This window comes from Faunimonas pinastri (assembly GCF_900110915.1).
GTDB lineage: Bacteria > Pseudomonadota > Alphaproteobacteria > Rhizobiales > Afifellaceae > Faunimonas > Faunimonas pinastri.
On the sequence record NZ_FOFG01000003.1, the window covers coordinates 113,930 to 136,747 of the forward strand.

General features: G+C 64.4%; 25 protein-coding genes. 13 read left to right on the forward strand and 12 right to left on the reverse strand.

The genetic code is table 11. The features are described from left to right. Nucleotides 1–34: 34 nt before the first annotated feature. The 4 genes from BMY25_RS05980 to BMY25_RS05995 all read right to left on the reverse strand — a co-directional run bounded on the left by BMY25_RS05980 (nucleotide 35) and on the right by BMY25_RS05995 (nucleotide 3,580). Nucleotides 35–850: a substrate-binding periplasmic protein gene (locus tag BMY25_RS05980; RefSeq protein WP_177176732.1), complete on the reverse strand. Its 816-nt coding sequence runs from the start codon at nucleotides 848–850 to the stop codon at nucleotides 35–37. A gap of 327 nt (nucleotides 851–1,177) precedes the next feature. Then, the gene (locus BMY25_RS05985) at nucleotides 1,178–1,867 is read right to left on the reverse strand and encodes an ABC transporter ATP-binding protein (protein ID WP_092495721.1); all 690 of its coding nucleotides are present in this window, start codon (nucleotides 1,865–1,867) and stop codon (nucleotides 1,178–1,180) included. 3 nt (nucleotides 1,868–1,870) lie between these two features. Next, a complete protein-coding gene (locus BMY25_RS05990; protein ID WP_092495722.1) occupies nucleotides 1,871–2,656 on the reverse strand; it encodes an ABC transporter permease subunit in 786 nt (261 codons plus the stop codon). Between the two features lie 12 nt (nucleotides 2,657–2,668). Continuing rightward, entirely contained in the window at nucleotides 2,669–3,580 is a 912-nt protein-coding gene (locus BMY25_RS05995; RefSeq protein ID WP_238858181.1) for an extracellular solute-binding protein, read from the reverse strand. A gap of 318 nt (nucleotides 3,581–3,898) precedes the next feature. Between BMY25_RS05995 and BMY25_RS06000 the strand changes: the two genes are divergently transcribed. The 6 genes from BMY25_RS06000 to BMY25_RS06025 all read left to right on the forward strand — a co-directional run bounded on the left by BMY25_RS06000 (nucleotide 3,899) and on the right by BMY25_RS06025 (nucleotide 8,387). Beyond that, complete coding sequence (locus BMY25_RS06000; RefSeq protein WP_092495724.1) at nucleotides 3,899–4,963, forward strand: ABC transporter substrate-binding protein; 1,065 nt, start codon at nucleotides 3,899–3,901, stop codon at nucleotides 4,961–4,963. A gap of 47 nt (nucleotides 4,964–5,010) precedes the next feature. Beyond that, on the forward strand, nucleotides 5,011–6,006 hold the full coding sequence (locus tag BMY25_RS06005; protein ID WP_092495866.1) for a FecCD family ABC transporter permease: 996 nt from the start codon (nucleotides 5,011–5,013) through the stop codon (nucleotides 6,004–6,006). Beyond that, nucleotides 5,999–6,781 (forward strand): ABC transporter ATP-binding protein, encoded by a 783-nt coding sequence (locus BMY25_RS06010; protein ID WP_092495725.1) that lies wholly within the window; start codon nucleotides 5,999–6,001, stop codon nucleotides 6,779–6,781. The genes BMY25_RS06005 and BMY25_RS06010 overlap by 8 nt, the downstream gene beginning before the upstream one ends. A 4-nt stretch (nucleotides 6,782–6,785) precedes the next feature. Next, entirely contained in the window at nucleotides 6,786–7,538 is a 753-nt protein-coding gene (gene modA / locus BMY25_RS06015; protein ID WP_092495867.1) for a molybdate ABC transporter substrate-binding protein, read from the forward strand. A gap of 142 nt (nucleotides 7,539–7,680) precedes the next feature. Next, on the forward strand, nucleotides 7,681–7,890 hold the full coding sequence (locus BMY25_RS06020; RefSeq protein ID WP_092495726.1) for a TOBE domain-containing protein: 210 nt from the start codon (nucleotides 7,681–7,683) through the stop codon (nucleotides 7,888–7,890). After that, nucleotides 7,890–8,387: a hypothetical protein gene (locus BMY25_RS06025; protein ID WP_092495727.1), complete on the forward strand. Its 498-nt coding sequence runs from the start codon at nucleotides 7,890–7,892 to the stop codon at nucleotides 8,385–8,387. The genes BMY25_RS06020 and BMY25_RS06025 overlap by 1 nt, the downstream gene beginning before the upstream one ends. A gap of 372 nt (nucleotides 8,388–8,759) precedes the next feature. On the opposite strand, the gene BMY25_RS06030 is transcribed toward BMY25_RS06025, so the two are convergent. The 7 genes from BMY25_RS06030 to BMY25_RS06060 all read right to left on the reverse strand — a co-directional run bounded on the left by BMY25_RS06030 (nucleotide 8,760) and on the right by BMY25_RS06060 (nucleotide 14,923). Beyond that, nucleotides 8,760–9,302 carry a LysE family translocator gene (locus BMY25_RS06030; RefSeq protein ID WP_238858184.1) on the reverse strand — a complete coding sequence of 181 codons (543 nt, stop codon included), beginning with the start codon at nucleotides 9,300–9,302 and terminating at the stop codon, nucleotides 8,760–8,762. A gap of 200 nt (nucleotides 9,303–9,502) precedes the next feature. After that, entirely contained in the window at nucleotides 9,503–10,183 is a 681-nt protein-coding gene (locus BMY25_RS06035; protein WP_238858185.1) for a DUF1993 domain-containing protein, read from the reverse strand. Nucleotides 10,184–10,316: 133 nt separating this feature from the next. Further along, nucleotides 10,317–11,453, reverse strand: a complete 1,137-nt coding sequence (locus BMY25_RS06040) for a PAS domain-containing sensor histidine kinase (protein ID WP_092495869.1) — start codon at nucleotides 11,451–11,453, stop codon at nucleotides 10,317–10,319. 23 nt (nucleotides 11,454–11,476) lie between these two features. Then, nucleotides 11,477–12,277: an alpha/beta fold hydrolase gene (locus BMY25_RS06045; RefSeq protein WP_092495728.1), complete on the reverse strand. Its 801-nt coding sequence runs from the start codon at nucleotides 12,275–12,277 to the stop codon at nucleotides 11,477–11,479. 265 nt (nucleotides 12,278–12,542) lie between these two features. Beyond that, a complete protein-coding gene (locus tag BMY25_RS06050; protein WP_092495729.1) occupies nucleotides 12,543–13,439 on the reverse strand; it encodes an alpha/beta fold hydrolase in 897 nt (298 codons plus the stop codon). Between the two features lie 17 nt (nucleotides 13,440–13,456). Next, on the reverse strand, nucleotides 13,457–14,011 hold the full coding sequence (locus BMY25_RS06055) for a TetR/AcrR family transcriptional regulator (RefSeq protein ID WP_238858186.1): 555 nt from the start codon (nucleotides 14,009–14,011) through the stop codon (nucleotides 13,457–13,459). A 300-nt stretch (nucleotides 14,012–14,311) separates the two neighbouring features. Next, nucleotides 14,312–14,923, reverse strand: coding sequence for a TetR/AcrR family transcriptional regulator (locus tag BMY25_RS06060; protein WP_092495731.1), 612 nt, complete (start codon nucleotides 14,921–14,923; stop codon nucleotides 14,312–14,314). Nucleotides 14,924–14,995: 72 nt separating this feature from the next. On the opposite strand from BMY25_RS06060, the gene BMY25_RS06065 reads away from it, so the two are divergent. The 7 genes from BMY25_RS06065 (at nucleotide 14,996) to BMY25_RS06095 (ending at nucleotide 21,800) form a co-directional block, all read left to right on the forward strand. Beyond that, nucleotides 14,996–15,745 carry an SDR family oxidoreductase gene (locus BMY25_RS06065; protein WP_092495732.1) on the forward strand — a complete coding sequence of 250 codons (750 nt, stop codon included), beginning with the start codon at nucleotides 14,996–14,998 and terminating at the stop codon, nucleotides 15,743–15,745. A gap of 544 nt (nucleotides 15,746–16,289) precedes the next feature. Next, nucleotides 16,290–17,072, forward strand: a complete 783-nt coding sequence (locus tag BMY25_RS06070; protein ID WP_092495733.1) for a DUF1684 domain-containing protein — start codon at nucleotides 16,290–16,292, stop codon at nucleotides 17,070–17,072. 281 nt (nucleotides 17,073–17,353) lie between these two features. Beyond that, nucleotides 17,354–17,851: a cupin domain-containing protein gene (locus BMY25_RS06075; protein WP_092495734.1), complete on the forward strand. Its 498-nt coding sequence runs from the start codon at nucleotides 17,354–17,356 to the stop codon at nucleotides 17,849–17,851. A gap of 62 nt (nucleotides 17,852–17,913) precedes the next feature. Further along, complete coding sequence (locus BMY25_RS06080) at nucleotides 17,914–19,242, forward strand: ABC transporter substrate-binding protein (RefSeq protein ID WP_092495735.1); 1,329 nt, start codon at nucleotides 17,914–17,916, stop codon at nucleotides 19,240–19,242. A 25-nt stretch (nucleotides 19,243–19,267) separates the two neighbouring features. Beyond that, the gene (locus tag BMY25_RS06085) at nucleotides 19,268–20,167 is read left to right on the forward strand and encodes a carbohydrate ABC transporter permease (protein ID WP_092495736.1); all 900 of its coding nucleotides are present in this window, start codon (nucleotides 19,268–19,270) and stop codon (nucleotides 20,165–20,167) included. Continuing rightward, nucleotides 20,164–20,979, forward strand: coding sequence for a carbohydrate ABC transporter permease (locus tag BMY25_RS06090; protein ID WP_092495737.1), 816 nt, complete (start codon nucleotides 20,164–20,166; stop codon nucleotides 20,977–20,979). Before BMY25_RS06085 ends, BMY25_RS06090 begins: the two co-directional genes overlap by 4 nt. A gap of 17 nt (nucleotides 20,980–20,996) precedes the next feature. Continuing rightward, nucleotides 20,997–21,800 carry an SDR family NAD(P)-dependent oxidoreductase gene (locus BMY25_RS06095; RefSeq protein WP_092495738.1) on the forward strand — a complete coding sequence of 268 codons (804 nt, stop codon included), beginning with the start codon at nucleotides 20,997–20,999 and terminating at the stop codon, nucleotides 21,798–21,800. Between the two features lie 6 nt (nucleotides 21,801–21,806). Here BMY25_RS06095 and BMY25_RS06100 read toward each other — a convergent pair whose 3' ends face one another. Then, the gene (locus BMY25_RS06100) at nucleotides 21,807–22,769 is read right to left on the reverse strand and encodes an NAD(P)-dependent oxidoreductase (RefSeq protein WP_092495870.1); all 963 of its coding nucleotides are present in this window, start codon (nucleotides 22,767–22,769) and stop codon (nucleotides 21,807–21,809) included. Nucleotides 22,770–22,818: the final 49 nt, after the last annotated feature.

A 22,818-nucleotide genomic window follows, 5' to 3' on the forward strand; every position in this document is an offset into this window, starting at 1 on the left:
GTCAGCTTTCCTACTCGTTCAACTGCCCTGTCGTTCAACCCTTGGGATCGGCGGGAAGATTGGCGAAATCGACCTTCTGGCCGAACCATTTCTGGACCATGGCGGACAGCGTTCCGTCCTTGCGATACTTCGCCAGGAGCGCGTCGATCGCCTTGGCAAGCTCAGGTTCGGCGGATGAGACGGCGATGCTCTGCGTCGCGCGCTCGCGCACATCGGGGAGCGTCACCAGCGTATGGTCCCGAGAGGCCTCGTAGGAGGGGCCGAGATAATCCATGCCGATCCAGTCGATGCGATGGTTCTTGAGGTCGAGGGTCAGCTCGGTCCAGCCGGGATATTCGACGACCTTGGAGATGCAGCCCTTCGGCAGCATGGCCTGGATGGCCTTGCCTTCGCTGGCGCCGCGCACGGTGCCCATCCGCTTGCCGCAGACGTCGTCCCAGCCCTTGATGTCGGAGTTGCTGGCGAGCTTGGTGATGGCGACGCCATTGATGATGTAGGGCGACAGCATGATGAACTGCTTGGATTTCAGCCGCTCGCCCGTGCGCGTCACGCCGGAGGCGACGACATCGAAGCGGTGGGCGGCAAGCCCGGGCAGCAGGCCCGACCAGTCGAGCTGGACGAACTTGGCTTTCGCTCCGAGATCGGCTGCCACCTTGTTCATCACATCGACGTCGTAGCCGGCGAGCGCGCCGCTCTGGTCGATCATCGACGTCGGAGGGGCGGAGCCCGTGGTTCCGATGGAGATCACGCCGGGGACAAGCAGCGCCGACTGGAAATCGGCGGCCCTCGCTGGCAGCGAGACCAGTGCGGAGCAGGTAAGCGCAAGAGCAACGGCGAGGCGTCTGATCATCGGACTCTCCTGATATCCTTTGTAAGATATCAGTGCGGAGGCGGCCCGCAAGACGCACTTTTGCGCATCGGTGCCTAATGAGTGAGCGCGTTGCCCTAGGCACTGCACCTTGCTCTCCCATGTGTGCCGGCTAACGCGCATGGCGTTGTCGCGCCCGGGTTGGATGGGCGATTGCGGCAGGGCGTGATGCAATCCGCCACCAGCTGGCGGGCCGCATCTCGGAAGTGGGCGCCGACCGGTGCGGACAGGTCTCCCACCCGCTCCCGAAGGATCCGCCCCTCATTGAAACGAGGCTGGAAGAGGCGGGCAAATTCAGGCTGGTCCGGATCAAATGCGATCGCAGGCGGGGAGGTGTGCCGCCGCAGGCTGGCCGCGGCCCCGCAGCAGTTTCTCCACGATGGGGGTCCGGGGGGCCGCAAGAAGTGCGTCGGGCTTTCCTTCCTGCACGATACGCCCGCCATCCATCACCGCCACATGGTCCGCTTCGGTCGCGAACTGCCTGTCGTGGGTAACGGCGAGGATCATCACTCCATCCTTGCGCACGAGGTTCTTCAGGAGGTCCACGAGGTCGTCGCGCGTGATCGGATCCAGCGCGGAGGTCGGTTCATCCAGAAGGAGCAACTCGGGCTTGCGGGCAATGGCGCGGGCGATCGCGACGCGCTGCTGCTGGCCGCCGGAAAGCTCCGAGATCCTTCGCCGGGCCAGATTGCCGATGCCGAGCCTGGCGAGAACCTCGGTCGCCGCCGCCTCGCGTCCGCGCCGGGGCAGGGAGAAGCCGACATTCTGCCAGACCGAGAGGTGCGGAAACAGGCAGAGATCCTGGGGCACGTAGCCGATCGGGCGTGACGAGGGTGCGAGATCGCCGAAGGGCTCGCCGCTTGCCGGCAGCAGCCCGGCGATGGCGCGCAGGAGCGATGTCTTGCCTTCGCCGCTACGACCCAGGACGACCGTGAAGCCACCGACCGTGAATTCCGCCTTCAGCGGAATGGGATGCGTGAGGGTGTAGCTGATCCGCACGACTCAGGATCCGTAGCGCCGCCGCGCGAGGAAGCGCAGCAGCAAGGGGAGGGGCATCGCGACGAGGAAGAAAAGCCAGAGCAGCGGAAAGACCGCCGTCAGGCCGATATCCTGCAGATTGACCCAGAGCTTCACCGGGATGCCCTGGGGATAGTAGGCCACGATCAGCACGATGCCGAATTCGCCGAGCGCGCGCACCCACGCGACCGCCAGCCCGGCGATCAGCCCCAGACGCGCCAACGGCAGGGTGACGGAGAAGAACACCTCGCGCGGCGTCCGGCCAAGGGTGAGTGCCACGTCTTCCAGCGGCCGTGGAACGCCTTCGAAAGCCGCCCGCGCGGCCACGACATAATAGGGTCCGGCCCCGTAACACTGCGCCAGGATGAAGGCTGGGACGCTGTTGCTCAGCGAAATCCCGGCGCGCTGGAGAAGCATTCCGGCGGGCGCGTAGGGTCCGTAGAAGGAGGCGAGCAGGATGCCCATCGCGAGCGGTGGCGAGAGCAGCGGCAGGAGCAGGAGCGCGTCCGGCAACCAGCGGCCGCGCCATTGCGTCCGCGCCAGCCACCAGGCGAGCGGAGTGCCCAGCAGCGAGATCAACGCCAGAGACGCAAGACTGCAGAGCAGCGAGACGCGAACAGCCTCCAGGTCGCCCTCGGCGAAGCCGAAGGTGCGCCACTCCGTCTGGCTTGCCAGCGCCACGAACGGCGCCAGCAGGAGAATCAGTGCGAGCGCTCCGACGAGGCTTGCTGCGGGAGACGAACTCCGTCCCTCGCCTTGCTGTGTCTGCAAGGACGGCCCGAGTTACATCTTGCCGCCCTTGGGCTCGTTATAGCCGTGATCCCTCAGCAGTTTCTGCCCTTCCGGCTGCTGCAGGTAGTCCACGAAGGCTTTCGCTTCCGTCGGGTTCTGCGCGCCCTTCACGACGGCGGCGTAATACACCATCGGTTCCGGCTTCAGCACCTTGTCCTTGCCGTCCTTGTCCTTCAGCGAGAACTGGACCTTGTCGTACCATTCGGCAGCGAGGTCGGGGTTGCTCAGGTTGATCTCGTCCGGCAGTTTCACATAGGGCAGCTTTGCCGAGATCGTGGCGGCCTCGTAACCTGAGCTGGCGTCGATCTGGCCGGCTTCCAGTCGGGCGAAAGCCGAAGGCTCCGCGAAGATCTGCTGCTTGTTGACGATGTCGCCGATGATCTTGGAGGAGAGATCCGGCTGATTGTAGTAGCGCTGGGCCAGGAGCAGGGTGAAGATGATGTTCTGTCCCTGCGGATCGGTGGCCGGATCGGTCCGTCCGAACTTCAGGTCCGGCGATTCCAGCACCTTCCACCAGTCGCCCTTGCCGCTCTTTGCGGCTTCGAACCGGGGCGCGAACTTGCTCTTGGGGTTGTAGGCGATCACCATGGCCGTGCTGGCGACCGGATACGCTTCGTCGACGAGGCCCGCCTGCTGCAGAATACGCATTGGGCCGGGATTGATGGAGATGAAGACGTCGGCCTGCACCTGCTTGGCGGCGATCAGCCGGGCCAGCCCGTAGGCGCCTTGCCCGATGCCGCGATATTCGTCGCCATGAGCCTTGGCGAAGCTCGGGCCCAGGAACTTGTCCATCACCACGCCCATCGACCCCGCATAAGCGACGGTCAGTGTCCCCGAGGCATGGGCCGTGCCGGCCGCGAGTGCCAGCCCGAGAGCGCCGAACAAAGTTGCGATCTTCCGCATGATCATACCTTCTCACGCCCACCGAGGGCTCGTGGCACGGTGGGTATCGTTGGATGCTTCCATGAAGCGGCGCAGACACTAACGCCGGTTCGGTCGCGTGAAAGGCCAATCGTTATTCCCGCGCGGATATAGCGCATGTGGGGAGAAAGCCGGCGGGAGGGCAGGCGATCGCGCGAATTCAGGGGTTGGAAAGCTCAGGCGAGGCTGGGCCTTGCCAGTCTCCTGCGTTATATCCCATCGGGAATAACGGAGAATCTTTCCGTTGAGCTCGTCGTGTTGCGGGCCGCCTTCTCATCCTCTTCCCGGACCCTGATCGCCATGAGTCTCCATTCCCTTCTTCGCGCGAGCCCCGCAGCCGGCGTCTTCCTGATGGTGGCCTGCCTCTCGTTTCCCGCCTTCGCCGACCGGGTCGTCAAGGATCAGATCGGTCATGAGGTCCACGTCCCGAATGTCGTGAGCCGGGCGGTCATCCTCCAGCACCAGACGTTGGACATCGCGGTCGAACTCGGGGCCTTCGACAAGGTGGCCGGCGTTCTGGAAGAATGGAAGAAGCAGCTCGGCCCGCGTTTCGCCCGCCTCGCGCCCGGCATCGAGAAGCTGCCGACGCCCGGCGGCCTGACCAAGGTCAACATCGAGGAGTTGCTGAAGCTCAAGCCGGACGTCGTCTTCGTCACCAACTACGCCCCGGAGGAGATGCGCGAGCAAATCGCCGCCGTCGGAATTCCGGTCGTGGCCGTCTCGCTGCTGACGGTCGATCCGGCGGAAGCGACGAAGCTCAACCCGCAAGTGAAGGATGAAACCGCCGCGACGGATCAGGGCCTCACGGACGGCATTCGCCTCATCGCCGATGTCCTGGATCGCAAGGCCGAAGGGGAAAAGCTCATCGCCAAGGCCACGGCTTCGCGCAAGCTTGTGGCCGAGCGTCTCGCCGGCATCTCCGAGGCGCAGCGCGTGCCGGTCTATATGGCCAATCCCGATCTCACCACCTACGGGCATGGCAAATACACCGGCCTGATGATGGAACGGTCGGGCGCGCGAAACGTCGCCAATGCGATCGCCGGCTTCAAGCAGGTGAGCATGGAAGACGTCCTTGCCTGGAATCCCGCCGTCATCTTCGTGCAGGAGCGCTACCCGGCGGTGGTCGACGATATCCGAAAGAGCGCGTCCTGGCAGGGGATAGACGCCGTCAAGAACGGGCGCATCTACCTGATGCCGGAATACGCCAAGGCCTGGGGCTATCCCATGCCCGAGGCGCTGGCGCTGGGCGAACTCTGGATGGCCAAGAAGCTCTACCCGGACCGCTTCGCCGATATCGACATGAAGAAGGAAGCCGACGACTATTACCGGGAGTTCTACCGGACCTCGTTCGACCTGGAACAGTGACCGCTTCGAACGCAGACGGGGCAGGGGTGCCCCGGCGGCCGGGCGTGATGCTCGCCGGCATGGCGGCCCTGCTCCTGGTCTGCGCGATCGCCTCCCTCGGGATCGGCCGGATCGACATTCCCTTCTGGCGGGTGGTCGAGGTTCTCTGCTCGGCCGTCGTGCCGTCCCCGACGATAACGCCGCTGGAATGGAACGTGGTGGTCACGGTGCGGCTGCCGCGAGTGCTCCTGGCGCTCCTGTCCGGCGGAGGGCTGGCGCTGGCCGGCGCCGCGCTTCAGGGCGTCTTCCGCAATCCGCTGGTTGGGCCGCAGGTCGTCGGGGTCTCGTCGGGCGCCGCCTTCGGGGGAACGCTTGCCATCCTTCTCTCGCTGCCGAGATTCGGGCTGCTGTCATTCGCCTTCTTCTTCGGCCTGCTGGCGCTTGTCCTTGTGTACGGCCTGAACTCGTTCGTCTCGCGCAGGAACCTGCTGGCGCTCGTTCTTGCCGGGGTCGTGGTGCACGGCTTCTTCGGTGCGCTCGTCAGCCTCGTCCAGTATCTGGCCGATACGGAAGACAAGCTCCCGGCCATGGTGTTCTGGCTTCTCGGCAGCCTCGCCACCGCGAGCTGGTCCAAAGTCGCCCTCGTCTGCGGGCCTGTCCTCGTGGGCGGCGGCCTCCTGCTCGCGCTGCGCTGGCGGATCAATCTCCTGTCCATGGGCGATGAGGATGCGCGGGCGCTCGGGATCGATGTGGAACGGATGCGCTGGTTCGTCCTGGCGCTTGTCGCGGCGATCGTTTCGGCTCAGGTCGCCGTCAGCGGGATCATCGGGTGGATCGGACTGGTCGTTCCCCACACGGCGCGGATGCTCGTCGGGCCGGACCACCGGACGATGATGCCGGCCTCGTTCCTGCTGGGAGGTTTCTTCCTCATCGTCGTGGACGACGTCGCCCGCACCGTCAGCGGGACGGAGATACCGCTTGGCATCCTCACGGCTTTGATCGGAACGCCCGTCTTCGCCTTCCTGCTTCGGCGTAGCCAACGAATGGGCGGGCGGCATGGCTGAACCGGGCCTTTGGTTGCAGAACGCCGGACACTCCTTCGACGGCAGCGCGTGGCAGTTCCAGGCCCTCGACCTGCAACTCCGTCGCGGCGAAATCCTGGCGATCCTCGGCCCGAACGGGCGCGGGAAATCCACGCTTCTGCGCTGCATGGCCGGGCTTCTCGGGCTGAGCACAGGCACGGTGAGAGCCACCGGCCATATCGGCTTCGTTCCGCAGGATTTCGCGCGGTCGTTCCCCTACAGCACCCTGGATATCGTTCTGATGGGCCGCGCGCGCCACATCTCCCTCTTCGGCACGCCCGGTTCGCGAGACGAGAAGATCGCCCTGGATGCCCTCGGGACCGTGGGAATGAGGGCGGTCGCCGGGAAGTCCTTCGACGATCTGTCGGGCGGGCAGCGGCAGCTTGTGCTGATCGCCCGCGCGCTGGCGGGAGAGAACGAGATCCTTCTTCTGGACGAGCCGGCCTCCGCTCTGGATCTGCACAATCAGGACAAGGTCCTGTCCCTCGTGCATCGGCTTTCCTGCGAGGGTCTGGCGGTCGCCTTCACGACCCACCAGCCGAACCACGCCCTCGCCATCGCCGATCAGGTTCTGCTGATGCCGGAACTCGGCCTCGCGCTCGTCGGCGGCGCCGATGCCGTCATGACCGAGGCCAATCTTCAGACGCTCTACGGCCTGCCCGTGCGAACGCTGCGTTTCGAGGAAGGCGGCGAGCCTCGCGCCGCTGTCGTTCCCCTTTATCGAGGGCGCGCCAGACCCGATGCCGGACAGCGATAGAATGATGCCTGGGACAAATCAGAACGAAATCCGGGTGCTTGCCGCGGGAAGCCTCCGCCACGCGATGGCCTCCCTCGGCGCAGCGTTCGAGAGCCGCACTGGCCTGGCGATCAAGGCGCGCTTCGGACCTGCGGGCGTTCTCAGGGAACAGATCGAAGCTGGCGAGGCGTTCGACCTTTTCGCGTCCGCCAACCTGGCCCATCCGGAAAAACTCTGCGAGCGGGGACTGTCCGGTCCGGTGACCTGCTTTGCGCAAAACCGACTGTGCATCGTGGCCCGCGCAGCCCTTGGGCTCACGCCGGAGAACATGCTGCAGGTCATGCTCGATCCGCTGACAAGGCTCGCGACATCCACCCCGGGGGCCGATCCATCCGGGGATTACGCGATGGCATTCTTCCAGGCGGTAGAACGCAGCTCTCCGGGCGTCGGCAGCAAGCTTGCCGGAAAATCGCTTCATCTGGTGGGAGGGGCCGGGTCGTCCCTCGTGCCGGCTGGATTCAGCGCGTCGGAATGGCTGATCGGCAACGATCAGGCGGACCTCTTCGTCGGATATCTCAGCGGCGCCGGATCGGCCCTGCTCAACCCCGATCTCAGCGTGTTGCCCCTGCCGCCGGATCTCGGCCCCGAGGTGAAATACGGCCTCTGCCTCGCTCGGCAGTTCAGGCCGGGAGCCGAACAGTTGCGAGCGTTCCTGTTGTCCGCCGAAGCGCAGGCGATCCTGGCCGAGCACGGTTTTCTTCCCTGCGCCGGCGAGTAGCAGAAGGCTGCCCCTGGGGCTGTGAGGCCTGGATGCGCGGGGACCGCCTCGCGACAGGCCGTTGTGTCCCGGGGGCGGATATGGAACGCTTCACGTTGCGGGCGGCTTCGTCCATTGCCGATAATCGGGAAAGAGATCGATCATGAAAATCAGCGCGCGTAACCAGCTGAAGGGGCGAATTGTGGAAGTGCGGAAGGGAACGACGACCGCGCATGTGCGCGTGGAAATCGGGTCCGGTCAGATCGTGACCGCGGCGATCACCAACGAGGCCGTCGACGACCTCGGCCTGAAGGAAGGCAACATGGCGACCGTGGTCATCAAGGCGTCCGATGTCATGGTCGCCGTCGATTGATGAAATGCGCCGCCGTCCTCGTCGCACTGCTCTGCGCTTCGCCGGCTCTGGCGGACGAGCCGCGCGGTTGCGACAAGTTCAAGTGGCCCATCGTTGCGGACCAGCAAGCGAACCTGAATGCCTCTCGACCGCTGCCGAGCGGCCGAGAGGGAGTTGCTCCCGCGGGTTCGATGATCGTGTCGCTCACCAGTCTCGGCGAAGCCGGCCTCCCGAAGCAGCCGGAACGTTCGCCGCGTGACCCTCAGGCGAAGGCCGGGTTCATCCGCTTCGCCGCACCTCCGCAACCAGGGCCGATCCAGCTTACGCTCGCCGATGCCGCGTGGTTGGACGTGGTTCAGGACGGAAACTATGTGGAGCCTTCCGCCTTCAGCGGTGCTCTGGATTGCCCCGGAGCTCGCAAGAGCATCCGCTTCGACCTGAAACCAGCGCCATTCACCCTGCAGTTCAGCGGCTCTCCGGTCGACAGGCTGCGGCTCACCCTGCATCCGGTGGAGTAGCGAGCAAAGGCCGGAGCTCGATGGGCGCCGTCCTCCTTCGAGCGTTCTCCGAATGACGGGTGGCCGTTGGACAGCTCCGGGCTTTTCCGGGCGCGGGAGATCTGCAAGGCCACGGGCAACCTTCAGTGCGGTCCGGATCCTGCTCGGTCACACGAAGCTGGAAAGCCCGGTGCGCGGTCCCGGTCTGGAGGTTGAGGACGCCCTGATCCTCGCCGAAAGAACGGAGGCGGATCGACGGGTGTCCGATCGCCTCCTGCTGAACGACGGACGGCTGCTTCGTGGTGCCGTTCCATCCGTCCCCATGGGGCAATGGGGTGGTTCCTGACGGTGCCGCTTTCGCCAACGATGACTGGAAAGCTGCCCTTACGGTGCCTAGCGCCTCACAACCTCACCGACGCCCTCAGAGAGGATTCGCGCGCCGATAGCGCCGAACGCCAGACCGAACAAGGCATCCGTGGCTCTTGCGAAACGTGCCTGCACCTTCCGAACGGCGCCTAGCGAGAACAGGGTCGCGTAGACGCCGTAGATGACGATTGCGGAGGCGCAGCCAACCGGCGCGAAGCCAAGAACCTGCGGGGCGGTCAGGCCTGAGCCGTACAGAAAAGTCGCCACCGCGGCCCAGGCCAAAGCAGATTTCGGATTTGAAAGGTTGATGAGAAGACCGCGCCGCCATGCCGTGTATGGCGTCCAGCTGCCCTCATCGGCCTTGATCGAAGGGGTTCCCCCAACAGCCGCAGCTCGCAACGCCCTGAATGCGACGAAGCAGAGATAGGCGCCTCCCAGGATCTTCATCCCCGTAAGAATGGCTGGGTAGAGCGTCAGAAGAGCGCCGAACCCAGCCGCCGCTGCAACTACCCAGAGAAGGACACCGGCGGCGATGCCGAGGACGACAAAAAAAGGCTGCCCGTCGGCCATGGCCGAGGGCTGCCCCAGCTACCGCGAACAGATTGGGGCCAGGACTGATCTGCGCCAATGCGATCCCGGTGAGAGCGATGAGATACGCGTGTAGCAAGGCAGTCCCCTCCATTCCTGTATTCGTCTGCCTCTCTCATATAGCAGTGCCCTCGCATCAAGTTCGACGAGTGACAGATTGTTCGCCCGCGACTATCGGAGGTTCATCGCCCCTGCTGCGAGGGCAACGTATCTGGGCGCAGGTATGAGAACATGTGGGCGACATAATCGGCCTTGCCCAACTCGATGCCCTGGCCGCGCAATATCGTGTAGGCCGTCATCACGTGGAAGTAGAATTGCGGTAACGTCCAATCGCGTGCGTACTGCTCGGCAGTGAGGTCGAACACCATGCCTTGCGGCAATGCATGCGCGACCGGCGCCGCTGGATCCACTGCGGGCATGTTTGCCGCCGCTTGCTCCACCAGCGCGATGGTCTCCGCGATCCTCTTTCGCGCATCCTCGATCGAACCCGGGTGCTCGGCCGCGTTCCGCCCCTCGTCAAGAAGGATGCCCACCGAGGCCGGGAAATCCTGACCGCGGAGACGGAAAATCCCTTCCTGTGCCTGCACGCACGCGAAGCGGACCTGGGTGGAAAGCGGGAACATATCGGGGGCGATACGCGCGGCTAGCAGAGCCTCCGCTCCGCCGCCCGGCCTCTGCGTCTCGGCCTTGCCGAGCCAGGCCGAAAGAGCCCCCAGCATCTGCACGTAGGTCGGAATCAATAGATCTGGCAATGTCATCGGGTTTCTCTCTGCAATCTTCGACCTACGGCCGATCCAGCCTTTGCGGATCGCCTGATCCGGGCAGGCCGCTGACGCTACGTCCGCAGTTCTCGTGGCGATCATTCGTGAGCTCGGGCAAATGCGGACTGACGGCTCCTGATGGTCACGCTGTCAATGAAGCGGACGAATACGCCTCCCGGGCCCGCTTCGGATCTTTCCATTCAAATCTGCGTCTATCAGCCTTTCGCGTTCTCTTTCATCCGTCGTGCTCTTCAGCGCCGATATCCGTGAGCGGCATGGAGAAGGTGAACCGCGTCTCCGAGGACGAAGACTGGGCGACCAGCGTGCCTCGGTGCGCCTTCGCGATTTCGGAAGCGATATGCAAGCCAAGGCCGAGGCCCTGTTTGCTCGGCTGAATGCCGCCGCGGAAAAAAGGCTGGAAGAGGTGCTCCATCGCGCTGGGCGAGATTGGAGTGCCGCCGTTCGCCACCGAGATGCTTAAGACACCCGAATCCGTCCGGGCGGTCATCGAGATCGGCTGGTCCTCCGCACCGTGCGTCAGGGCGTTCCCAAGGAGGTTCGAAACCAGCTGGGCGATGCGCTGGTGATCGCAGGCGACGGGTTCCGTCAGCGCGAAGTCCGTCAGGATCTCCCGACCGGTGCCGTAGCGGAGTTCGTCAACCACCTGTCGGAGCACCGGCTCCAAGGGTTGCGAGGCAGCGAGATCCAACGTGATGCCACCTCCGAGCCGCCCTCGGGCGAAGTCGAGCACATTGTCGATCAGGGCCGACATGCGTACCGTGCTGGCTTCCATGTGCGTCAGGATGACCGTCGCTCTTTCGCTTGAGACCTCTCGTGCCAGCAATCGGGCGCCGCTCCGGGTCGAAGCCAGGGGATTGCGGAGGTCGTGTCCGAGCACGGCGATGAATTCCTCGCGCAGCCGACCGAGATCCCGCTCTTCGCCAAGTTTTCGTTCGAGCGCGACATTGGCGATCTCGAGCTGTCCTTGCAGCATTCGGGCTTCCGATTGCGCCGCCACGAGTTCGCGTTCGTAGCGACGCCGTTCTGTCGCCTTGAAAATGGCGACGCGGATCGAGCAAAGCTCGCCGGCCCCATCGCGCTCCTCCACGGCATTGACCAGTACAGGCAGGTGAGTGCCGTCGGCTCGGACGAGATCGAGCGCGATCTCGTCCGCGGAACCATGCATGCGGAGCAACGGAACGAAATGGGTTTCGTGGAAGATGCGTCCGGAGACGCTGAGAAGCTCAAGGAAGCGCTTGCCCGCGATCGTTTCCGGCGCGTAGCCGGTCCACGCGGTGAGGGCGCGATTGGTCCTGACGATGTACCCGCGCGCATCGAGCGAAAGCAGGGCGCAGGGGGCGTTCTCGAACATGTTCGAGTCATCCGCCGGGTTGCTCACGCCAGGTTATCGACAAACGGGCGCATTGCCGCCACGACCTGACGCGGGGCGCTGAGGTTCGGGCAGTGCCCGGTAGCGTCCAGGATGACGAGTTCGCTTCCGGCGATCGCGCGATGGACGTACTCGCCGACCTCCTGTGGAGCGATGACATCGTCCAGGCATTGCAGGATGAGCGTGCGGGCGCTGACCTTGGGAAGATCTGCGCGGTTGTCGGAGGTGAACGTCGCCCTGGCAAAGGCTCTGGCGATCTCGGGGTCCGTTCGGCAGAAGCTTTCGGTGAGCTCCTGCCCGAGTTCGGGATGCTCGGGATTGCCCATGATGGCGGGTGCCATGGCAGCGGACCACCCCATGTAGTTGTCCGCGAGGGAAACCAGCAGCTCGTCGATGTCCGCGGCCGTGAACCCTCCACGATAGCCGACGTCGTCGATGTAGCGTGGCGAGGGACAGACAAGGACGAGTTGCGAGAAGAGATCCGGTGCCTTGATCGCGGCGAGGACGCCGATCATGCAGCTCACCGAGTGGCCGACGAACACCGCATCCCTCAAGCCCAGCTCGCGCCCGATCTCCACGAGATCGTCTGCATAGCCCCTCAGGCTCGCGTATTTCGCCGGTTCGTAAGCGGAGAGGTCCGAACGCCCGGAACCGACGTGGTCGAAGAGAACGGTCCGGAAGTCACTCTGGAAGGCGGGAGCAACGAACCGCCACATGTTCTGGTCGCAACCGAACCCGTGGGCGAACAGCATTGGGCGGGTGCCCGTTCCCGATTCAAGGATGTTGTTGCGGTGGCGTACTGACAAGCGGCTTACTCAAAGTGGCAAGAGGATTGCGCAAACCGTCCTGAGCCTGCGCCTTGGACCGCCACCATAACAATCAGCCGCCGCCTCGTCACGCCGACGGTCGCGTCTTCGTGCGATCGGAGCGTTGACGATCGACCGAGACGCAAGCCTTCGTCTGTTAAACAGGCAACATCGAACGGCCGCCACGAAGCGATTTCAGTGGCGGATCCGGAAGAGGCCCCCCGACCACCCCGTCACTGCTCGGCCCCGTCACTGCTCGGCCCCGTCATTGCTCGGCAAAGAACTCGGTGAACAGGCGGGCAAGGGCATCCGGCTGTTCCTCGGGAATGAAGTGGCCGCATTGGGGTATGGTTTCCCCACGGACGGTTTCCGCGAAGGAGCGGAGCGGAGCCGCCATATCCGGGATCGATCCCTGGTCGGCGCTGACGGCCAGAACAGGCATGGCGATCTTCGCGTCGCATATCAAGGCTCGGTTCTGCTCGGCGGACCGGCCGACGGAACGATAGAAGGCCAGCCCGGCCCGCAACGCGCCGGGCAGGGTGAAGATGCGGACATATTCGTCGAGATCGGCTTCGCTGAAGGTTTGTGGATTGGCAACCTTCCGGCGCAGGAACCAGTCCAGATAGATCCGCTCGCGGCCAGCTATCAGCGCTTCCGGCAAGTCCGGGATCATATGGAACGGGAAGTGCCATGTCCGCCATGCCCGGTCGGGCGCAGTGGGGAGCATGTCGGGCAGGGTGACGCCGGGGATCCCGGCGTCGAGCAGCGCAAGCCGGCTGACCTCATTCGGAAACATCAACGCATAGGGAAGGGCAACCCAGGCGCCGATATCGTGGGCCGCGAGACCGTAGCGTGAGATCGCGAGCCGCTCCAAAAGAGCGTGGACGCGTCGCGCCACCGTGCCCGTGTCATAGCCGTCGAGCGGCTTGTCGGATTCGCCCTGGCCGGGCAGGTCGACGGCAATGACGTAGAAGTGCGCCGCCAGGATCGGCATCACCTTGCGCCAGGCAAGCCAGCTCTGCGGGTAGCCGGCCAGCAGCACCAAAGGCTCGGCCTCCCGGGCTCCGGCTGTCACATAGTGAAGGCGCAGGCCGTCGATGGTCTCGAAACAATGCTGAAAGCGCGCGTCCGAAGACAAGGCCGGCTGCAATTGGTCTGTCATGTTCTTTTCCGTGAGTATCAGTCGAGCATCTTGAGTGCGAGCGCTACCAGCGCCTCCTGGCCGGCGGGATCGCCCAGCTTTCCAACCGCGCGCAGACCATGGAGCAGGCTGAGCAACAGGTCGGCGCAGGGCTCCACCTCCAAGTCCGCCCGCACGGATCCATCCCGCTGCCCGTCACGAAGCATCGCGAGCAACATCGCCCGATTGTCCGTAACGGCATCGCCGAGAGCCGCGCGTAGTGCCGGATCGAGCGCCTCGACCTCAACGAGGCTCCCCAGCACGAGGCAACCTTTCCGTCCTTCCGCGCCCGACGCGGAGTCGAGATAGAAGCGCAGCGTCTCCGCGAGGCGCTCCCGCCCGGTGCCTGCTCCAGCCAGCCGTTCGGCAAGCTGGTTTCGGCGCACATCAAGGTAGCGGGCGAAGGCGAGCGCGAAGATGTGCTTCTTGTCTTTGAACGCCTTGTAGAGGCTCCCGGCGGTGAGATCGGTTGCCGCCTTGAGCGCATCGATGGAGGTGCCGTCATAGCCATGCTCGCGGAAGACCAGCACGGCGCGATCAAGCGCGGCCGTCATGTCGAACGAGCGAGGACGCCCTATCGGTCGGGCACGAAGCGGGGAGGAGGAACTGCTCATCACCCTATTTAGGAAACGATCGTTTCCTATGTCAAGCTGGTTCCGGTCGGCGCCTGACTCTCACTCGCGGATACAAAACGGCTGATCGCTTGAGGTGCGCGCGAGCGAACCTGCATCGGTCATTCCGGTCGAAAGCCGCCGGACCATGCCAGCGGCGTCTCGATCCACGCGAATATCGTCGTCGGGTGGAATGCGGTCAGTCTGGTTTGGGGCGGGGCTGGGGGTTACCGAGAGATCCAATCATGCTTCGCCTGGATCAGGAGTTGAATGTCCGCCGTCCGCTATCTTTATGAAAAGCCCTGCTGTCGCGACCTCCACGCGCCTGCGTGCCGCAGGCTCGTCGTCCCCGAATCTGTCGACCGCCCAGGACAGGGCCGTCGCCAATTCAAAAGCTTCGTTTGCCGTGACTGCCTCCACAGCGGCGCCTGCTTTCTGCGCCCGTTTAAGCAGGTTATCCGTTTGACCGACGAGGCAGGATATCGCCGCGTTCATCGACGAGTTCGAAGAGCCGACAGCAGTGGCTACACATTCAGGCAGGTCATGCCAGATCCGTAGCCGCCACGTCAGCCACACCAGCCATTCAGCAAGTGCATCATGAGGCGAACGCTGCCGGCCGAGCGCCTCGCCCTCAGCCCTCGCACTGGCGAGGTCGGCCTCCATGACCGCCGCGAGAAGATCCTGCCGGGTGGGGAAATTCCGGTAGAGCGTCGCGTTTCCAACTCCTGCCCTTAAAGCGATCGCGTCGAGCGAGGCAAGGACGCCTTCAGTTTCAAAAACCTCCCGCGCGGCCGCCAGGATCGCGTCGCGGTTTCGCCGGGCATCGGCGCGCATCGGCCGTTGTTGAGCAACCATCGAAATCGCCTTTACAAAGTGGGGAGTGCCCCCATATGAACTGGGGTAGTTCCCCACTTATATGGAGTAAACATGACTGGATCCTCCGACAAGGCAGGATTGCCTCTTAGCGGGCGGACGGTACTCGTGACCGGAGCGAATGGTGGCCTTGGTCAGGAGTTCGTGGCACAGGCCATCGAACTCGGGGCTAAGAAGGTTTATGCCGCTGCACGCACTCCCAGAGCCTGGGCCGATACTCGCGTGCAGCCACTGCACCTCGATATTACGAGCGCCGAATCCGTTGTTCGCGCTGTCGCTGAAGCCCCCGACGTCGATCTGCTGATCAACAACGCGGCTATCGCGCCGTCATCCGATTCCATCTCCGGGCCGGAGGACGAACTCCGCCGCATATTCGAGACGAACTTCTTCGGCTCGCTACGCATGGCCAACGCGTTCTCTCCCATTCTCGCCGGCAACGGCGGTGGAACGATGCTCAACATCCTGTCTTCCGCAGCTTGGGTCAGTATGCCGACAGCCTACGCGGCGTCGAAGGCCGCTTTCTGGTCGGCCACGAACGCACTCAGGTTTGAACTGGAAGGACAGGGCACCCAGGTAGTGGGCCTCCTCGTCGGCATGATCGATACACCGATGGCAGCGAACCACGACGTCCCAAAAAACAGCCCTGCCAGCGTTGTTGCCCAAGCCTATGAGGGCATCACCGCCGGCGCGCTCGAAGTGCTGGCCGATGATTTGACGCGGGATCTGAAATCCAATCTGAATACAAGGGCGGAAGAGTTCTACCCCTGGATCCACGCGCAGCTGCGTGCATTCTTGCAGCCATGATTAGGCAAAGCCCGTCGCGCTGATTTTGCACCGCGCCACGGCGCGGTGCAAAGCTGAATGTCCGCTTTTCGTGTCCCCGATTCTGCAATCCTATGGCTCACCTGTCCCGGGAGAAGTCATGCGCAGAGTGCTAGGGCTTCGGCGAAGGGTTGCAGCACGGCGTTCAGGAGAGGGTGACGTCGGTGCAGTCCGGGCGACCCTGCGTCGGCGCGGCTGGCCGCCCGGCATGGCATCCACCGGACGACGATCACGGCCCGGAAGCGGCAGCCGATTGAAGGGATGGCGCCAACCTTATCCGGGGCGGGCCATGCGGCAAGGCCGCAGCAAACCGAGGTCGCAGAGCTAATCGGAACTCTGATCTGGCGGCTGTCGCGGTTCGCAGGTGACCTCGATCGGTTGCTTCGGGGTAGCAATGGACTGCCGGGCTTCGGTGGTGGCTGAGTGGTAGACTGATCCAGCTTCATGCTATGGAGCCGCGTTCGCGCGAAGGCGGAACCGGAATTGCCGGGACGCATGCGGGAACAGCGGGCACTGGAGGCAGTCGATGACGGCGGAGTTTGAAGCCTTCCGGGGCGCGAGGGAGCGGGATGTCGTCGGTCCCCTCGGCGACGCTGCGCTGGTCGGCACCTTCTGGATCTCCGGTCGGACAGAGCTGGACGCTTTCCCCGGCACCTGGGAGCCCGACTCCGACAACGACGTCTCGCTTCGCTACACGCCTGCAGAGGACAATCCGGTCACCCGGGCGGGGCAGCCGGTGAGCGGGGCCGTGGCCCTCAAGCCGGTAACCGTGGCTTCCGGGGACGTGTTGCTGCTGGAAGGCCAGAGGTTGCGGGCGACGGCGATCCACTGGCCCGGCATCGGACGCGCCGTGCGATTATGGGACCAGGCGGATCCGGCAGTTGCCGATCTCGCTGGCATCGAGGCCTTTCCCTACGATTCCCGCTGGCGGATCGAGGGTGTCTTCACGCCGCTCGATCTCACGATCGACTATCGGTACCGGGGGCATGGCGGACGACACGAAGGGCGCCACGTCGTCGGCGACGTGGCGCTGACGATCGCCGGTCGCCATTACACCCTTCTCGCCACCCGTGGCGCGACGGGACTCACGACCGTCTTCGGCGACGCCACGAACGGCAAGGTGACCTATGGCGGCGGTCGTTTCGCGCCGATCGTCCTTGCCGAGGGTAGCCGAGCGGTCGTGGACTTCAACTTCGCCACCCTGCCGCCCTGCGCCTTTTCTCCCCATTTCGACTGTCCCTTGCCGCCGGAGCAGAACGTGATCCGGCACGCCGTGGAAGCCGGAGAGAAGCAGATTGTCAGACGCTGATCGCGGGGGCCGCCCGCGTCGGGTCACGATGCGTGTGCCTGTCCAGGAAAACTGCGTGCGTCCGTTTGCGAGGTTGAACATACCCCTTGTGCGGGAATGTGCCGAAAATCGTTTCCTTGGTTCGGGCGGTTTAAGAAAACAGACACTTCGCGATCCGGGGTAAGATCGGGGAAGTTAGCCGGGACGGATACGGCGGCGGCGACGATCGGCAGGCGTCAGCCCCGATTGAAAGACGATGGTCGGGGGAATTGCCTTCCACCCGATCGCTCACGGAGGAATGTGTGTCAGGCGAGAAGAACGAGGGCGAAGCCCCCTGGAAGTTCGACGGTGTCCGGGTGATCAAGGGCGACCAGCTCGACGCCAACACCGCCCAGACGCCGGGCATGCTCCGGCAGGCAGCGGTCAATCATGCGCGCGTCGGCGCCCAGAAGATCTGGGCGGGCACGGTGCGGATCGATGCGAATGCCAAGACCGGCGTCCACCATCATGGCTCCCTGGAAAGCGTGATCTTCGTGATCCGCGGCAAGGCGCGCATGCGCTGGGGCGAGCGGCTGGAATTCGTTGCCGAAGCGGGGCCGGGCGACTTCATCTACGTCCCGCCCTACGTGCCGCACCAGGAGATCAATGCCGATCCCGCCGAGCCGCTGGAATGCGTGCTGGTGCGCTCGGACAACGAGGCTGTGGTCGTCAACATCACCGACGTGGATCCGGTCGAGAAGCCGGAAGAGGTCTACTGGGTCGATCCGATCCACAAGCATCCCCACGAGCACGGTTCCTGAAGACCGCGTCCGCTCCATCAGGGCGCATGGCGCCGGCACTCTCGAATTCCAAGGACTGATTGATGAGCTTCGAACTGAATCGCCGCCGCTTTCTCTCCGGCGTCGCGGCCGCTTCCGCCCTTACGGTCGGTTCTGTCCCCGCGCGGGCGCAGACCAAGCGTTCCCTGCTGTTCTGGCATTTCTACACCCAGCCGGCGCGCGCCAATTACCTGCGCAAGATGGCCGACCTCTATCAGGCGGCCAACCCGGGCCTGACGATCACCATCGAATCCATGCCGACCCCGTCGGTGGTGAACCGGCTGGCCGCGGCGAAGGCGGGCGGCGCCATGCCCGATCTCGTGATCCACAGCTCCGACACGGCAATCCCGCTTTTCGCCAGTGGCGACCTGCTGCCGGCCGACGATCTGGTGAAGGATCTCGGTGGTCCGTCCTTCTTCGCGCCGACGCTGCTGGACCGCATGTCGTCGTATGATGGGCACTTCCTGAGCCTGCCCCATTACTGCGCGGCCCGCGTTCTGGTCTATCGCAAGGACCGGCTGGCGGCCGCGGGCCTGCAGCCGCCCGTCACCTGGGACGACGCGCTGAAGGCGGCCGTGGCGACCACCTCGGCCCCGGACCATTATGGCTGGAGCTATCAGCTCAGCCGCTCCGACAATGGCGGCTGCTCCGTGCTGTACCCGCTCTCGCTGACCGCGGGCGGCGGTTTCCTCAGCAGCAAGGGCGACGTCCACTTCGACTCCGATCCCGTTCGCGAAGCGACCGAGTTCATGGTCGAGGTCATCCGCAAGGCCGGCGGTCCCGGGGTTTTCAACTACAGCGTCAACGAGAATTTCAACCTCGTGAACAGCGGCAAGACCAGCATGACGCTGGACACCGCCTCGCTGGTCGCCGTTGCCGCCAATGACGCGCCGCAGGTCGCCGAGCAGCTGGACGCCATCGAAATTCCCCGCAAGGACAAGACCGCGACGATCCTGCAATGCGCGGCGCTGATGGTGCTGAAGGGCAAGAACAAGAACCCGGAAGACGCGGGTGGATTCGCCAAGTTCCTGCTGCAGCCGGATCGCCATCTGGAGTTCCTGCACACCATCCCGCTCTTCATGTTCCCGACCACCGTGGCGACCTCGGGAGACGTTTTCTTCTCCAACCCGGTGATCTCGCGCTTCCGGCACGTGGCGGATGTGTCCGTGGAGGCGCTGAAGCACGCGACGCTGTTCTGCTCCGACGACGGCGGTATCAATCCTTTCTCTTCTCCCGTCCTGAGTTCCCGTATCGTGGAAGACATGCTGGCCCGCATCGTTCTGAACAACACGCCTGTGAAGGACGCGATCGGCGGTGCGCAGCAGCAGATGGCAGACCTCACGGGTATGTTGAAGCGGCGACTGCGACGGTGAGCGACCTCCTCCTGAAAGCTCCTGCATGACCGCTTTGCGTTCTCTGGCCGGGTTCCTCGATCGGCACCTGGCCATTCTCTTCCTGATCCCGGGCGGGCTTTGCCTCGCGCTCGTCACGGCCTATCCCTTCGTCTTCAATCTGTGGGCAAGCCTGACGGATCTGAACCTGATGTATCCCGGGGCGATGTTCGTCGGCCTGGAGAACTACACCAAGACGATCTTCGACCCGGAGCTCTGGCATTCGGCGAAGAACTCGCTGGTCTGGACAATCTCGTCGGTGCTCGGCCAGTTGCTGCTGGGTCTGATCGGTGCCCTCGCTCTCGAGCAGACGCGAAAGGGGCGGGAACCGTTCAGGCTGATACTCGTCGTGCCGTGGGCGTTTCCGGCGATCGTGCTGGCCTATAGCTGGCGGTTTCTGCTCGACGCCGTCTACGGGGTGACCAATCACCTCCTGATGCTGGTCGGCCTTATCGACGCGCCGGTGCCGTGGCTGACGACGCCGGATTACGCCATGCCGATCATGGTTCTCATCAACATCTGGTTCGGCTTCCCGTTCATGCTGGTGTCGATCCTCGCGGCGCTCACCATGATCCCGGCGCAGCTTTACGAGAGCGCCCGCATGGACGGCGCGGGGTACTGGCAGGAACTCCGCCACATCACCCTGCCGCTGATCATGCCGGTGCTGAGGTCGCTGGTGATCTTGCGGACGATCTTCGTCTTCAACAATTTCGACTTCATCTTCCTGACGACGGGCGGCGGGCCGGTGGATGCGACCACGACGCTGCCCGTCTATGCCTTTCAGGTCGGCTGGCAGCGCTACGATCTGGGGCGGATGGCCTCGGTCTCGGTCGTCATGATGCTGATCCTGGGCCTGCTGCTGGCGACCTATGTCTACGCGCTTCGCAAAGTGAGGGCTCCGCAGTGACCCGGACGATCTCCTATCTGATCCTGGCGGTGCTCTGTGCGTTCGCGATCTTCCCGCTCGTCTGGATGATCGCGACGTCGCTGAAGCCCTATGCCGACGTCTATTCCTTTCCGCCCCACTACATACCCGAACACTGGTCGCTCGGTTTCTACCGGCAGGTTACGCAGGAGACGCCGTTCTTCTCCTACATGGCCAACAGCGCCATCGTAGCCGGCAGCGCGACGGTCTTCAGCGTCCTCTTCGGCGCCATGGCGGGATGGTCGCTGGCGCGGGCACGTTTCCGTGGCCGCGAGATCGCGCTTTATGCGGTCCTCCTCGCTTACCTCCTGCCGCAGATCCTGATCGTGATTCCGTTCTTCGGCCTGTTGGCCAAAGTCGGCCTCGCCAACAGCTACACCGGCCTGATCCTTGCCTACACCACGCTGAACTTTCCCTTCTCCACCTGGCTGCTGACGGATTATTTTCGCAGTATCCCGAGGGAGATCGAGGAGCAGGGGCAGATAGACGGTGCCCACAACATCTCCATCTTCTTCCGGCTGGTTCTTCCGTTGGCGACGCCCGGTCTGGCGGTTGCGGCGATCTTCGCCTTCATCAGCAGCTGGAACGAGTTCCTGTATGCGCTGATCATCCTTGGCAACGGGGAGAAGCAGGTCCTGACCGTGGGCCTCTACAACTTCGTCGGCGGCGAGAATGCGCAGTGGGGACCGATGATGGCGGCAACCACGCTGACCATGATCCCGACATTGCTGCTGTTTCTTGCCGTCCAGCGCCGCCTCGTCGGCGGCCTGACGGCCGGCGCGGTGAAAAGCTGACGCATCAGGAGAGCGGAATGGGTGATCGCGTCGCCGACAAGGTGGTTTTTCTGGCAGGCGGTGGTTCGGCCGGACCCGGCTGGGGCATCGGCAAGGCCTGCGCCGCGCTCTATGCCCGCGAAGGGGCTGCCGTCTTCGTGGTGGACCGCGACGAGGTGGCCGCGCGGGAGACGGTCCGTGTCATCACGGAAGAGGGCGGGAGGGCGCTCGCCGGCATCGGCGACCTGACGTCGCCCGACGACGTGGAGCGACTGGTGGCGGAGTGCCGCGACCGGCTCGGGGGTCTTCACGTGCTGCACAACAACGTTGCGATCACCCGCGTCGGCGGTCCGGCCGAGCTCTCGCTGGAGGACTGGGACGCCTCGTGGCGGACCAACGTCACGAGCATGTTCCTGGCTTGCAAGTATGCCCTGCCGATAATGGAAAGGGACGGCGGTGGCGCCGTGGTGAACATCGCCTCCGTCGCGGCCAGCCGCTACCTCGGCGTGCCCTATACAGCCTATTACACGACGAAGGCCGCGGTGGTGCAGTTCACCAAGGTCGTGGCGGTGCAGTATGCGACGCGCGGCATTCGCAGCAATGCGGTCTCGCCCTGTTTCGTGACGGGGCCGAATTCCAACCAGTTCCTGGAGGAGCACGGCGCCGATCCCGACATCCAGCGCTTCTCCGGCCGCCGGGCGGAACAAGCGCCGATGCAGCGTGTCGCCACCGGCTTCGATGTGGCCTATGCCGCCCTTTACCTCGCTTCCGACGAGGCGAACTACGTCACGGGTACGGAACTCATCGTGGACGGCGGCGTCTCCGCTCAGGCGGTGTTCTGACGCGGCCTAGTAGCCGCGTCCCTTTTCCACCAGATCGGCTAGCGGCTCTCCGGCAAGAAAGCGGTCGAGGTTGGCGAAGAGCTTTTCCGTCAGCCGGTCGTCATTGTCCTCCGACATCCACGAGACATGCGGCGAAAGCCGGATGCCGGGATGCGTGTAGAACGGATGGCCGGCGGGAAGCGGCTCCGGCGCGGTGACGTCCAGTGTCGCGGCGCCGACCTGTCCGGCTTCCAGCGCGTGGAGAAGCGCGTCGTCGTCGATCAGCTCGCCGCGCGACACATTGACGATGTGCAGCCCCGGCTTTGCCGCCGCGAAAGCCTCCCGTCCGAGAATTGCCCGCGTGTCGGATGTCAACGGCAGGGCCACGACCAGATGGTCGCTGGCGGCCATCATCTCGGGAAGGCTCGCAGCGATCTCCACGCCTTCGATCGGCGTCGCATTCGAACGCCGGAGCGCCACGAGCTTCACCCCGAAGGCACGGGCACGCTCGGCAACGGCCTGACCGATGGCGCCCAGGCCGAGCAGGCCGACCGTCTTGCCGGAAAGGCCGGCGAGCGAGCGGGGCGTCCAATCCTCGGCGGAACGGATGAACAGGGAGTCGAACAAACGCTTCTCATGCGCGAGCAGGGCCATCAACACGTACTCGGCGATGGCGACCGCCGGCACGCCGCGCGCGCAGCTGACGGGAAGGCCGGACGTGAAGACCCAGGAGGGAAAGGCATCGACGCCCGTCGAGGCGATCTGAACGAAGCGCAGCCGTCCCGGCCATCCGGCGGGAGCCGCGTCCCGGGGCGCGGTCTTCCAACCCCTGAAAAAGGTCATCAGCACGTCTGCCTCGTCCGGCACGTCCCATGCGGAACGCGTGTCCGTATAGGGGATGATGCGGGGGCGGGATGCATGCTCCGCAAGCCGCTCGTTCTGCAACGGGTTCAGATTGGTGGCGATCGTAAGCGGCGTCTGTCGTGTCATGATGATCTCGGTTCGGTCGATGTCCGTCTGCGGGCCTGGCGCTGTCGGC